Annotated in this window: 10 protein-coding genes and 1 pseudogene; 6 read left to right on the plus strand and 5 right to left on the minus strand. The window is 72.0% G+C overall.

Annotation, left to right across the window (positions count from 1 at the left end):
• Positions 1-98: 98 nt before the first annotated feature.
• Entirely contained in the window at positions 99-2,381 is a 2,283-nt protein-coding gene (locus ACWER9_RS30685; protein ID WP_452305132.1) for an ATP-binding cassette domain-containing protein, read from the minus strand.
• A gap of 167 nt (positions 2,382-2,548) precedes the next feature.
• Between ACWER9_RS30685 and ACWER9_RS30690 the strand changes: the two genes are divergently transcribed.
• From ACWER9_RS30690 to ACWER9_RS30700, 3 genes are all read left to right on the plus strand, one after another.
• Complete coding sequence (locus tag ACWER9_RS30690; RefSeq protein WP_452305133.1) at positions 2,549-3,277, plus strand: MerR family transcriptional regulator; 729 nt, start codon at positions 2,549-2,551, stop codon at positions 3,275-3,277.
• A 47-nt stretch (positions 3,278-3,324) separates the two neighbouring features.
• Entirely contained in the window at positions 3,325-4,533 is a 1,209-nt protein-coding gene (locus tag ACWER9_RS30695) for a D-alanyl-D-alanine carboxypeptidase family protein (RefSeq protein WP_452305134.1), read from the plus strand.
• Positions 4,534-4,603: 70 nt separating this feature from the next.
• Positions 4,604-5,443 carry a peptidylprolyl isomerase gene (locus ACWER9_RS30700; RefSeq protein WP_452305135.1) on the plus strand — a complete coding sequence of 280 codons (840 nt, stop codon included), beginning with the start codon at positions 4,604-4,606 and terminating at the stop codon, positions 5,441-5,443.
• A 120-nt stretch (positions 5,444-5,563) separates the two neighbouring features.
• On the opposite strand, the gene ACWER9_RS30705 is transcribed toward ACWER9_RS30700, so the two are convergent.
• The gene (locus ACWER9_RS30705; protein WP_452305136.1) at positions 5,564-6,601 is read right to left on the minus strand and encodes a LacI family DNA-binding transcriptional regulator; all 1,038 of its coding nucleotides are present in this window, start codon (positions 6,599-6,601) and stop codon (positions 5,564-5,566) included.
• Between the two features lie 321 nt (positions 6,602-6,922).
• Between ACWER9_RS30705 and ACWER9_RS30710 the strand changes: the two genes are divergently transcribed.
• The gene (locus ACWER9_RS30710; protein WP_452305137.1) at positions 6,923-7,747 is read left to right on the plus strand and encodes a M15 family metallopeptidase; all 825 of its coding nucleotides are present in this window, start codon (positions 6,923-6,925) and stop codon (positions 7,745-7,747) included.
• Positions 7,748-7,749: 2 nt separating this feature from the next.
• Here ACWER9_RS30710 and ACWER9_RS30715 read toward each other — a convergent pair whose 3' ends face one another.
• Complete coding sequence (locus tag ACWER9_RS30715) at positions 7,750-8,937, minus strand: spore photoproduct lyase family protein (protein ID WP_452305138.1); 1,188 nt, start codon at positions 8,935-8,937, stop codon at positions 7,750-7,752.
• A gap of 157 nt (positions 8,938-9,094) precedes the next feature.
• Between ACWER9_RS30715 and ACWER9_RS30720 the strand changes: the two genes are divergently transcribed.
• Positions 9,095-10,402 carry an RICIN domain-containing protein gene (locus ACWER9_RS30720; RefSeq protein ID WP_452305139.1) on the plus strand — a complete coding sequence of 436 codons (1,308 nt, stop codon included), beginning with the start codon at positions 9,095-9,097 and terminating at the stop codon, positions 10,400-10,402.
• A gap of 45 nt (positions 10,403-10,447) precedes the next feature.
• Here ACWER9_RS30720 and ACWER9_RS30725 read toward each other — a convergent pair whose 3' ends face one another.
• On the minus strand, positions 10,448-11,413 hold the full coding sequence (locus ACWER9_RS30725; RefSeq protein WP_452305140.1) for a helix-turn-helix transcriptional regulator: 966 nt from the start codon (positions 11,411-11,413) through the stop codon (positions 10,448-10,450).
• Positions 11,414-11,798: 385 nt separating this feature from the next.
• Here ACWER9_RS30725 and ACWER9_RS30730 point away from each other — a divergent pair, with 385 nt between their 5' ends.
• On the plus strand, positions 11,799-12,998 hold the full coding sequence (locus ACWER9_RS30730) for an RtcB family protein (protein WP_452305141.1): 1,200 nt from the start codon (positions 11,799-11,801) through the stop codon (positions 12,996-12,998).
• Between the two features lie 25 nt (positions 12,999-13,023).
• On the opposite strand, the pseudogene ACWER9_RS30735 reads toward ACWER9_RS30730, so the two are convergent.
• Positions 13,024-13,114: pseudogene (locus ACWER9_RS30735) on the minus strand (isopentenyl-diphosphate Delta-isomerase); the annotation flags it as partial.

Raw genomic sequence — 13,114 nt, forward strand, 5'->3', positions numbered from 1 at the left:
CCCACGCAGCGCCGCCCACGCAGCGCCGCCCACGCAGCGCCGCCCACGCAGCGCCGCCCGTGGCGTCGCGTGTTCCGGCCGGCCTCGGGGCGACGGTGTCAGCTCTGGCCCACCACCGCTGGGGCGTTGACGTATTCGCGCAGGTGGGTGGCGGTGAGGGTGTCGCCGGTGGCGACCAGCTCGGCTGGTGTGCCGGTGAAGACGAGGCGCCCGCCGTCGTGGCCGGCGCCGGGGCCGAGGTCGATGAGCCAGTCGGCGTGTGCCATGACCGCCTGGTGGTGCTCGATGACGATCACCGTGTTGCCGGCGTCGACCATGCGGTCGAGCAGGGCCAGTAGTTGGTCCACGTCGGCCAGGTGCAGGCCCGTGGTCGGCTCGTCCAGGACGTACGTGGTGGTCTTCTCGGCCAGGTGGATGGCGAGTTTGAGTCGTTGCCGCTCCCCGCCGGACAGGGTGGTCAGTGGCTGGCCGAGGCTGAGGTAGCCCAGCCCGACGTCGGCCAGCCGGTTGAGGATGGGGTGCGGGAAGAACGCGTGCGCCTCGGTGACCGACATGGCCAGCACCTCGCTGATGTTCTTGCCGCGCAGCGTGTACGTGAGCACCTCGTCGGTGAAGCGTCGCCCCTCGCACCGTTCGCAGACGCTCGCGACGCCGGCCATCATGGCCAGGTCGGTGTAGGTCAGCCCGATTCCCTTGCAGGTCGGGCAGGCACCCTCGGAGTTGGCGCTGAACAGCGCGGCCTTGACCCCGTTGGCCTTGGCGAAGGCGGTGCGGATCGGGTCGAGCAACCCGCTGTAGGTGGCCGGGTTGCTGCGTCGTGAGCCTCGGATCGGGGACTGGTCGACGATGACGACGCCGGACCGGCCGCGCAGCGACCCGTGGATCAGTGAGCTCTTGCCGGAGCCGGCCACGCCGGTGACCACGGTGAGGACCCCGAGCGGGATGTCCACGTCCACGTCGCGCAGGTTGTGCAGGTCGGCCTGGCGGATGGCGAGCTGGCCGGTCGGTCGGCGTACCGCCTCGCGCAGGGTGACCCGGTGGTCCAGGTGCCGCCCGGTGAGCGTGTCGGAGCGGCGCAGACCGGGGATGTCGCCGGTGAAGCAGATTCGACCGCCGTCGGTGCCGGCGCCCGGCCCGAGGTCGACCACGTGGTCGGCGATGGCGATGGTCTCCGGTTTGTGTTCCACGACCAGCACCGTGTTGCCCTTGTCGCGCAGTCGCAGCAGCAGGTCGTTCATCCGGGCGATGTCGTGCGGGTGCAGGCCGACGGTGGGTTCGTCGAAGACGTACGTGACGTCGGAGAGGCTGGAGCCGAGGTGCCGGACCATCTTCACCCGTTGCGCCTCACCGCCGGAGAGGGTCGCCGATTCGCGGTCCAGGCTGAGGTAGCCCAGGCCGATCTCGACCAGGGAGTCCAGCAGGTCGCGGAGATTGGCGACCAGCGGTGCGGCCCCCGGGTCGTCGACGGAGCGGACGAACGCGGCCAGGTCGCTGATCTGCATGGCCGAGCAGTCCGCGATGTTGTGCCCGGCGATCAGCGACGACCGGGCCGCCGCGTTGAGTCGGGTGCCGCCGCAGTCGCCGCAGCTGGTGAAGGTGACAGCCCGGTCGACGAAGGCGCGGATGTGCGGTTGCATCGACTCGCGGTCCTTGGCCAGTAAGAGGCGTTTGACCTTGACCGCCAGACCCTCGTACGTCCAGTTGTTGCTGCCCACCTTGATCTTCGTGGCCGGCTTGTGCAGGAAGTCCTCCCACTGTTGCGGGGTGAAGTCCTGGAGTTTGGCGTCGGGGTCGAAGAGGCCGGAGCCGACGATGGTCTGCCAGTACCAGGAGCCGACAGCGAAGTTGGGCGCGGTGATGGCCCCGTCGTTGAGGGAGCGCTCGACGTCGACCAACTCGTTCACGTCGAGGTCGGAGACCCGGCCCAGCCCTTCGCAGGTGGGGCACATGCCCTCGGGCAGGTTGAAGCTGAACGCCCCGGCGCCGCCGACGGACGGCTGGCCGAGCCGGCTGTAGAGGATCCGCAGCATGGCGTACGCGTCGGTGGCGGTGCCGACGGTGGAGCGGGAGTTGACGCCCATCCGTTCCTGGTCGACGACGATTGCGGCGCTGAGGTTGCGCAGCGAGTCGACGTCCGGCCGGTTGAGGTTGGGCATGAACGACTGGAGGAACGCGCTGTAGGTCTCGTTGATCATGCGTTGGGACTCGGCGGCGATGGTGCCGAAGACCAGCGACGACTTACCTGATCCGGAGACACCGGTGAAGACGGTCAACCGGCGCTTGGGGATGTCGACCGAGACGCTCGCGAGGTTGTTCTCCCGCGCTCCGCGTACCTCGATCATGTCGTGGCTGTCGGCGGCGGACCATGCTGGCTGCGACATGCGAACCCTTCACGGAATCGTGGCGGGGACTGTGCCCCGCCGAGCACTGGCGCGTTCCATTGTCTCATTCATCCCCATGTAGAGGCTTTCCACGAGATCCGAGCGTGGTGCTCGGCAGGACGCCCCGGAAAGTCTCAAATCACGTCGTAACCAGTACGGTTGCCGTCGTGACCTCCGAGGGAAAGGATCGGCTGCGCGCCCTGGACCTGGCGGCCACCGTCGGGATCTCGGTGCAGCAGGTGCGCAACTACGTCGAGGTGGGTGTGCTGCCGCCGGTGCGGCGCACCGCCAGCGGCTACCGGATCTTCACCACCGAGCACGCGCGGGCGCTGACCGTGGCGCGGCGGTTGGCCGAGGGGCACGGCTGGAGTCGTACCAGGAAGATCATGGCGGCGGTGCACGCCGGTGACCTGCCGGCGGCCCTGGCGGCGCTCGACGGCGGCCACGCCGAACTGGACCGGGAGCGCGCCGAGATCCGCCGGGTGCTCGGCGCCTTCGAGACGGTGCTGGCCAGCCCGCCCACGGCCCGGCCGGCTCGACGCCACGGCGTCCGCATCGGCGAGGTCGCCGCCCTGGTCGGGGTGCGGACCTCACAGCTGCGGCTCTGGGAGGAACGGCAACTGCTGCGACCGGACCGCACCCCGGGCACCAACTACCGGGTGTACGACGAGGTGGAGCTGCGGGCGGCGCAGGTCATCGCGCTGCTGCGCCGAGGGGCGTACCCGTTCGAGATCATCGAGGCGGTGGTGGGCGAGCTGCGGAGCACCGGGAGCCCGCAGCGGGTCCGCGCCGAGCTGGCCCGCCGCGAGCAGGAGCTGCACACCCGCAGCCTGCGCCGGCTGCGGGGCAGCGCCGCGTTGCACGACTACCTGCGTGGTCGCGGCGACGCGGATTGACCGACATCCCGTCCCACCGGCCGATCCTCGTGACTAGGGTCGGGCACATGAGAGCTGCGCTGCTGGCGGCCACCACGTCCGCCGTCCTGCTCGCTCCCGTGCCGGTGGCCGCGGCGGGAGCGTCCGCCGCGCCGACGGTGCGGTGCCCCCGCGTTCCGGCGCCGGCGATGTCCCGCCCGCCCCGGCCCTCGCCGCCACCCGCCGTGCCCTCGCAGCGGGTCGTCGGGGGTGCGGCACTGGGCACGGCCGGCCTGGTCCTGCCGGCCGGCGTCGCCGCGCCACCGGGCGTGACCGCCACGTCGTGGCTGGTCGCCGACCTCGACAGCGGCCAGGTGCTCGGCGGCTGCGGCCCGCACGAGTACGGCACACCGGCGAGCGTGCAGAAGCTCCTGCTGGCGGCGACGATGCTGCCCAGGCTCGACCCGAAGCAGACGGTCACCGTCACCGAGGCGGACATGAACATCGAACCCGGCTCCTCGGCCGTGGGTCTGGTCGCCGGCGGCCGGTACACCATCGAGACCATCTGGCTCGGGTTGCTGCTCAACTCCGGCAACGAGGCCGCCAACGCCCTCGCGCGACTCGGCAGCGGGACGGACAGTGCCGCCGGCGTACGGGCCATGAACGAGCAGGCGCACCACCTCGGCGCGCTCCAGACGCACGCGGTCACCCCGTCCGGGCTGGACGGCAAGGGGCAGTTCACAAGCGCGTACGACCTGGCGCTGATCGCCCGGGCCTGCTTCGCCCAGCCGACCTTCCGCCGGTACGCGCTGACCGAGCGGACGTCGATTCCGGTCCAGCCCGCGCAACGGACCAAGGGCTTCGAGATCCAGAACGAGAACCAGCTCATCTACCGCTACCCGGGGGCGCTCGGCGGCAAGACCGGCTTCACCGACCTGGCCCGGCACACCTACGTCGGGGCGGCCGAACGCGGCGGGCGGCGGCTGGTGGTGACCCTGCTGGGCGCCGAGTCGGCACCGGCTCGCGGCTGGGAGCAGGGCGCGGCCCTGCTGGACTGGGGCTTCACCCTGCCCCGGGACGCCACGGTGGGTCGGCTGGTCGAGCCCGGCGAGCTGACCGCCACGCCGTCGGCGGCGCCGTCCGCGCTGGCGGCACCCGGCGCGCCCCGGCCGGCGGCGGCCAGCGGACCGGCGCGTACCGGCTCGGGGTGGCTCTGGACGGTGACCGCGGTGAGCGGCGCGACGGTGGTGGCCTTGTGCGGCGGCCTGCTGTGGCGGCGTCGCCGCCGGTTGCCCTGACGGATCGACATCCGGCGCCGCCCTCCATAGACTCCGGTCTTTCTGGCACCACCAGTCCAGGAGGATCCCTGTGTCGAGTGAACTCGAACCGCGTCCCGCAGTGGCGGCACCCCGCCGGCCGGTGCGCGCCCTGACCCGCCTCGCGGGGGTGACAGTGCTCGCCGGGGCGCTGCTCGTCGGCGCGTCCGCGACTGCGGTCGCCGCGCCGGCCGGCACCGACAGCGCTTCCGCCGCGCCGTCTACGGTCTCGGACGCCGCCAACCGGCCGCCGCGCACCACCCACGGCCCGTGCGCGTACACCGAGACTCCGGACGAGCCCGCGGCCCGGCCGGTGCCGTTGCCTCCCGACCCGCGACGCACCCCGGCCCGGGGGAGCGTCCGGGTGACCCTGGCGACCAACCACGGGCCGATCGGGTTGACCCTGGACCGGGCCGCCGCGCCGTGCACGGTGCAGAGCTTCCTGCACCTGGTCGGCAAGCGTTTCTACGACCGCACGTCGTGCCACCGGCTCACCGCGTACCCCACGCTGAGCGTGCTGCAGTGCGGTGACCCGTCCGGCACCGGCGAGGGCGGCCCGGGCTACCGGTACCGCGACGAGTTGCCGACCGACCTGCCGCCCGCGCCCACCGACCCGACCGGGGAGCGCCGGGTGTACGCCCGGGGCGTGCTCGCGATGGCCAACGCCGGGCCGGACACCAACGGCAGCCAGTTCTTCCTGGTCTACGCCAACTCCGCGCTGCGCCCCAACTACACCATCTTCGGTGCGGTCGACGCGGCCGGCCTGGCCACCCTGGACCGGATCGCCGCCGGGGGAGTGGCGCCGACCGCCGAGGACCCGGCGCCTGTCGACGGTGCGCCCGCGCTGCCGGTGAGCATCCACAAGGCCGTCCGCTGGCACCACCACCACTGACCGTGCGGCGCGGTGGGTGACCGTCGGTGGCTCACCGCGCCCGCCGAAGGTGAACGACGGCCGGAACTTCCGGGAACGGACCGAAACCGGTCCAACCGGTTTCCGGGGTAGTTCCGGCCGTCACGCCGAGGCGGGTGACCCGGTCGGCGGGGCGGCGGTGCTGTCGCGGACGACCAACTCGGTGGCGAGCTCCACCCGGGGCGAGTCGATGCCCTCGCCCTGGGCAAGGCGCAGCACGGTCCGGGCCGCCAACCGTCCCATCTCGACAAGTGGTTGGCGCACGGTGGTCAGCGGTGGTGACGCCCAGCGGGCTTCCGGCAGGTCGTCGAAGCCGACCACGCTCACGTCGTCCGGGACACGGAGCCCGCGGCGGCGGATGGCCTCGTAGACACCGAAGGCCATCTGGTCGCTGGAGGCGAAGATGCCGGTCGGCGGGTCGGCGAGGTCGAGGAGCGCCGTTCCGCCGGCGAACCCGGAGGCGTGGTAGAAGTCGCCCGGGTAGATCAGCGCGTCGTCCACGGGCACCCCGGCGGCCTCCAGGCCGGCCCGGTAACCGTCGAGCCGGGCCCGGCTGCACAGGAGGTGCGTCGGCCCGGCCACGAAACCGATGCGCCGGTGCCCGATCGAGAGCAGGTGTTCGGTCGCGGCGAGCCCACCGGCCCAGTTGGTGGCGCCGATCGTCGGCACGTCCATGGCCGGCACGCCGGCCGGGTCGACGACCACCACCGGGACGTTGAGGCGACGCAGTTGCGCGTGCAGCGGCGGGCTCAGGTGCGAGGTCACGAAGATGACGCCGTCGGTGGCCCGGGTACGCAGGTTCTGCAACCACTGCCGGGCCGCGGTGGGCTGCCGGTGGATCGCCGAGACCACAGTGCCGACACCCGCACCGTGCCCGACGTCCTCCACCCCTCGGATGATCTCCACGGCCCAGGGGCTGTCCAGGTCGTTGAAGACCAGGTCGACGAGGCCGGCGCGGCGAACGCTGCGGCTGGTGCGGCGCCGGTAGCCGTGGTGGCGCAACAGCTCCTCGACCCGTTCCCTGGTGTCCGGGGCCACATCGGAGCGACCGTTGAGCACCCGTGACACGGTCGGCACCGACACTCCGGCCTCCCGTGCGATCGCGGTGATGGTCACCCTGCGTCCGTCGTCCGCGCCCACCCGCGTCTCCTTCACCGAGCCGGAGGAGCGACCCACACCACGTCGCCCACCGTGTGTCCCGAAACGGCGTGCCCGTCCCACGGGTCATCTTGCCTCACCGACGGGGGCTGACGACATGCCGAGCCGACCGAAGCTTCGCTTGATTTGCGGAAAAGTTCCGTAGTTTTTTCGGTCACTTTCGCTTGTCGACGCGGCGGACGGCGCACCATCGGCTCGACTTTCCTGACACCAGCGGTGCCCGGCAGCCGGGGACGCGCCGACTTCCGGCGGGCCGAGCGGATCCAGGGATGGCGGCCCCAACTGGGCTGATAGACAGGGTTCGTGCGTTACCGCCTGGCTGTCCTCCTCGCCCTCGTCGCACTGCTCGGCGGCTGTTCGCGGCCGGAGTCCCGCCCCACGCCGGAGCCGACGTCGGCACGGCCCACACCCGCGCCGACCCCCGCCGCAGCCCCGCTGCCGGGGTTCGTGGTGCTGACCGACCTCGACCCGCGTATCCACGCCGACATCCGCTACGCCACCCCGCACAACTTCGTCGGCCGGCCGATCACCGGCTACCGTGAGCCGCTGTGCCTGCTCACCCGGCGGGCGGCCGAGGCGTTGCGCCGCGTACAGGACGCCGCGCTGACCGGTGGGCACAGCCTCAAGGTGTACGACTGCTACCGCCCGCAACCGGCGGTCGACGACTTCGTGGCCTGGTCGAAGCGCCCCGGCGAGCAGCAGACCAAGGCCGAGTTCTACCCGGACGTGGCCAAGAACAAGCTCTTCGCGGACGGCTACATCGGGGCGCCCACCGCGCACAGCCGCGGCAGCACCCTGGACCTGACCCTTGTCGACGACCCCGCCGCCGGCCAACCTCCGTACCGGCCCGGCCAGCCGTTGGTGGCCTGCACCGCGCCGCGCGGGCAGCGCTTCCCCGACGACAGCATCGACATGGGTACGGGCTTCGACTGTTTCGACCCGCGGGCGCACACCGCCGACCCCCGCGTCACCGGGACGCCGCGCGACAACCGCCGGTTGTTGCAGCGACTGATGACCGACGCCGGGTTCGTCAACTACGACCGTGAGTGGTGGCACTACAGCCTGCGCGACGAGCCGTACCCGGACACGTTCTTCGCCGCCCCGGTCGCCCGCTCGTCGGTCGGGTGAGCTCAGGTCCAGTAGAGGACCCGACAGGCCGGTACGCGGGCGGCCAGCTCGTCGGCGAACCAGCCCCGCAGTTCGGCCATCGTGTCGCGGGGGTAGACGTACTTCACCGCGCCGAACCTGCCGTGCTTGCGGGTGCGGGACTCCTCGTCCATCTCCAGCCGGGTGCGCGGGTACCAGCCGAGCAGCACCTCCTTGCTGCCCGGCGTGAACCGGTGGGTGATCAGCTCGGCGGTCAGGTCGAGGTCCGGCACCCCGTCGACCGCCGCGCGGACGTGGTCGAGCAGCTCGCCGTAGCGCTCCCGCCAATCGGGCAGGGCGATGATGGGCGCGATGGTCAGCCCGACCGGGTAACCGTCCAGGGCGAGCCGGCGCAGCGCGGCCAGCCGGTCCGGCACCCGCGCGGTGCCGCCCTCGAACCGAACGCTTACCGGGGCGCAGTTGACGCTGAAGCGGACCCGGGTGCGGCCGGCGTGCGGCAACCCGACGAAGGTGTCCACGTCGGCGTACTTGGTGGTCCAGCGAAGCTGCACCGGCGCGTTCCAGTCGGCGAAGTGCTGCACCGCCCGCCGCCAGCTGCCGGTCAGGTGCTCAAGTGCGAGCGGGTCGGTGTAGCAGGACGCCTCGAAGGTGGTGCCCTCGTCGGCGCGCCGCGCGTTGCGGCTGGTCACCGTCCCACGCCCGGCGTACGCGTTGAGCCCGGCGAGGATGTCGTCGAGGTCCGCGTACACCCGGGTCACCGGCGGGCCGGACAGTGATCCGGCGAGGTAGCAGTACTGGCAGTGCGCCGGACAGCCCTCGGCCAGGTCGACCCGCCAGTCGGCGCTGGGTGCGATGGGTTGCAGAACGCGCCGCGAGGGTGGGCTCACCACGATGGCCAGGGTGGACTTGGCGCGCGCGTAGGTCTCCCGGTCGGTGGGTCCGCGTACCCCGGTGAGCCGGTTGGATCTCAGGTGTTCGACCTCGATGCCCAGGGCCTGGACGCGCTCGACGATCCGCTGGCCGTGCGGCTGGTCGAGCGCGGCCGGGGTGGCCACCACCCGACCGGGGGTCCAGCGCCGCGCGGGCCGGGCCGGTGGCGCGAGGCCGGCCAGGTCGCGGATCGGCACCCGCTCGCCGCTGGCGTCGTGCGGGGTGGCGGGTACGTCCACGGCGAGCGGTTGGTCGACGTCGACGGCGTCCGGGCTGGTCACCGGGCCGGGGTACCCGCTGCCGCCGGAATCCCACCCGTTCGGGTGATCGGTGATTGACGTGATCAGGTCAGAGGAATAACCTTTCGTCTATCTGTAAACCTTGTGAACAAATATTTCTCGACGCGGCGGCGCGCGTCCCCACCGAAGGGACGATCAGGTGATCGCAGAACTCTCCTCCCGTACCAGACGAATCCTGTCGTTGTTCGTCGCCCTGGTCGTCGCGCTGACCGCCGGTGTCGCGGTCGGCGCCGCACGCAGCGCGCAGGCCGCGCCGACGTTCAAGGTCCTGGCCTTCTACAACGGCACCTGGGACGCCGCGCACATCGACTTCGTCAAGGACGCCCGCGCCTGGTTCCCGCAGGCCGCCGCCCAGTACGGCTTCTCCTGGGAGGCCACCAACAACTGGAGCCTGCTGAACACCTCCAACCTGGCCCAGTACAAGGTCGTCATGTTCCTTGACGACGCGCCGCCCGCCGCGCAGCGCGGAGCGTTCCAGCAGTACGTGCAGAACGGCGGGGGATGGCTGGGCTTCCACGTCAGCGCGTTCACCACCAACCCGTCGAGCTGGAGCTGGTACTACAACACCTTCCTCGGCACCGGCTCGTTCCAGACGAACACCTGGGGGCCCACCCGGGTCACCATGCGCGCCGACAACCGCACCCACGCGGCCTCCCGGAACCTCCCGGCGACGTTCCCGTCGTCGATCAGCGAGTGGTACTCCTGGAGCAACGACCTGCGGCAGAACCCCAACATCGACATTCTCGCCTCGGTCGACCCGTCCAGCTTCCCGGTCGGCACGGACCCCAACCAGTCCTGGTACGGCGGCTACTACCCGCTCGTCTGGAGCAACCGGCAGTACAAGATGCTGTACGCCAACTTCGGCCACAACGCGATGAACTACAGCACCAACACCGGCCTGTCCTCCACCTTCGACAGCCCGCAGCAGAACCAACTGCTGATCGACGGACTGCACTGGCTCGCCGGTGTCGGCACCACGCCTCCGACGACGCCCCCGCCCTCGGACGGCATCTCGCCGACCGCCTGGCACACCGTCGTCAACCGCGGCAACGGCAAGTGCGTGGACGCGCGGGCCGCGGCCAGTGCGAACGGCACCGTCATCCAGCAGTACACCTGCAACAGCAGCGCCGCCCAGCAGTACCAGTTCGCGCCGACCAGCGGCGGATACCTGCGCGTCAACAACCGCAACAACAGCTCCCAGGTCCTCGACGTGACCGACCGGTCGACCGCCGACTCGGCGCCGATCCAACTCTGGTCCTACAGCGGCGGCAACAACCAGCAGTGGCGGGCCGAGTCCGAGGGCAACGGCTACTACCGCCTGGTCAACCGCAACAGCGGCAAGTGCCTGGACGTGCCGGGAGCGTCCACAGCGGACAGCGTCCAGCTCATCCAGTACACCTGCAACGGCACCGCGGCGCAGTCCTTCCGGCTGGTGCCGCAGTCATAGCCCGACCGCCGCTTCCCGTGCCGGGGTGAACCGCGACTCGCCGGTTCACCCCGGCCCGGAGCCGGCGGCGCGACCGAACCGCGCGGCGACGTCCCGGACGACGACGCGCAGCTCCGGTGGGTCGAGCACGTCGAAGTCGACCCGCAGGGTGCTGAGGAAGGCGGCCAGGTTGCCCAGCGACTCCCCGCCGGTGTGCAGCAGGCAGGCCCCCTCGTCGATCGCCTCCAGCAGGCCCGCAGTGGTGGGGATCCGGTGCGCCATGGTCTCGGCCGAGGCGTGCAGGCGTACCCGGGCGGGGTGTGGCCAGGCCGTGGAGCCGACGCCGCGCAGCACGTGCGCGACCGCGTCGCCGCCCGGCGGCTCCCGGGGTGCGAAGCGCGGGCCGGTCGGCACCCGGGGCTGGATCCGGTCGGCGCGGAAGGTCCGCCAGTCTGCCCGGTCGGTGTCCCACCCCAGCAGATACCATCGCCGCCCGGTGTAGACCAGCCGGTACGGCTCGACGTCGCGCACGCTGACCGTGCCGTCATGCCCGGCGTAGTCGAACCGCAGCCGCTCCCGGCGGTGCGCTGCGGTGGAGACGGCGGTCAGGGTGTCGGCGTCCACGGTCGGGCCACCACCGGCGGCGGAGACCGTCGCGGAGCGCAGGGCGTCCACCCGGTGCCGCAGCCGGGCCGGCAACGACTGCTCCAGCTTGGCCAGCGCCCGCAGCGAGGTCTCCTCGATGCCTGTCACCGACCCGCCAGCGGCTGCCCGCAGCCCGACGGCCACCGCCACCGCCTCGTCGTCGTCGAGTAACAGCGGTGGCAGCGCCGACCCGGCGCCGAGCCGGTAGCCGCCGGCCACCCCCGGGTGTGACTCGATCCGGTAACCCAGCACCCGCAGTCGCTCCACGTCCGTGCGGATCGTGCGGGTGGTGACCGCGAGCCGTTCGGCCAGCTCGGCACCGGACCACTCCCGCCGCACCTGCAGGAGGGTGAGCAGCCGCAGCAGGCGTACGGAGGTCTCCACCATGTGCGCGAGTCTGCCCTACCGCCGCGTCGAGGGCGGCGCGTCGAGTGCGGGATATCCATTGCGGACGCGACGACGCCCTCCTACTGTCGTCGGTGCACCACCGACCGATCAGACCCGGAGGGAGTACGCCATGTCGCGACGCGTCCGCACCGCCAACCGCTGGTGCCTGCTCCCCGCCGGCGCCCCTCTGCAGACCACCGCCACAACCCGTGCCTGCTGCCCATTGCGGCGCTACGGGCTGGGGTGGCGCGACTGACGCCGACGCTGACGCGTCCGCTGGCCGCCCATCCCACCGGGATCGGGCGGCCTTTTCCTGTCCGGGCCCTCACGGCGGCCCGCATCTGATCATTACCGGTCATCGCACACCAGATAGAAGGAGTCCACGATGGCATTCACCCCCCTCGCCGGCACCCGGGCCCCGGTCCGGGTCTGGACCGACCCCTACGCCATCGAGGCGCAGGCCGCCAAGCAGCTGCGCAACATCGGCGCCCTGCCCTGGGTGCAGGGCGTCGCCGTCATGCCCGACGTGCACTTCGGCAAGGGCGCCACGGTCGGCTCGGTGATCGCGATGCGGCAGGCCGTCTCGCCCGCCGCGGTCGGCGTCGACATCGGCTGCGGGATGTCCGCGGTACGCACCTCGCTGACCGCCGCCGACCTCCCCGACGACCTGGCCGGCCTGCGCTCCGCGATCGAGGCCACCATCCCGGTCGGCTTCACCCAGCGCGAGGACGCGGTCGACCCGCGTCGGATCCGGGGCCTGGAGCAGGCCGGCTGGGCCGACTTCTGGGGCCGGTTCGCCGACCTGGACCGGCGGGTGGCGCAGCTGGAGACGCGGGCGCGGCGGCAGATCGGCACCCTCGGCGGCGGCAACCACTTCATCGAGGTCTGCCTGGAGCAGGGCGGCGCCGACGAGGGGCGGGTCTGGCTGATGCTGCACTCCGGGTCCCGCAACATCGGCAAGGAGCTGGCCGAACGGCACATCGGGGTGGCCCGGGGGCTGCCGCACAACGCCGACCTTCCGGACCGGGACCTGGCCGTGTTCCTCGCCGGCACGCCGGAGATGGACGCGTACCGGCGGGACCTGTGGTGGGCGCAGGAGTACGCGCGGCGCAACCGGGCGGTGATGCTGGCGCTGCTCTGCGGCGTGGTGCGGGAGCAGTTCCCGCACGTCTCCTACGACGAGCCCATCTCGTGCCACCACAACTACGTCGCCGAGGAGACCTACGACGGGGTGGACGTGCTGGTGACCCGCAAGGGCGCGATCCGGGCCGGCCGGGGCGACCTGGGCATCATCCCCGGGTCGATGGGCACCGGGTCGTACGTCGTGCGGGGGCGGGGAAACCCGGACGCGTACTGCTCGGCGTCGCACGGGGCCGGGCGTCGGATGTCCCGGGCGCAGGCCAAGCGGACGTTCAGCACGGAGGACCTGGCCGCGCAGACCGCCGGGGTGGAGTGCCGCAAGGACGCCGGGGTGGTCGACGAGATCCCCGGCGCGTACAAGGACATCACCGAGGTGATGGCCCAGCAGGAGGACCTGGTCGAGGTGGTCGCGCACCTCAGGCAGGTGGTCTGCGTGAAGGGCTGACGTGCCGTGCGGGCCGGGGAGCGACGAGCGACTCCCCGGGCTGTGGGTGGCCGCAGCAGGAGTTTGCCCACCGCAGCGGGAACCGGGTCTTGACGGCGGCTCGGCGCTGGAGCAGC

The organism is Micromonospora sp. NPDC003944, assembly GCF_053605225.1.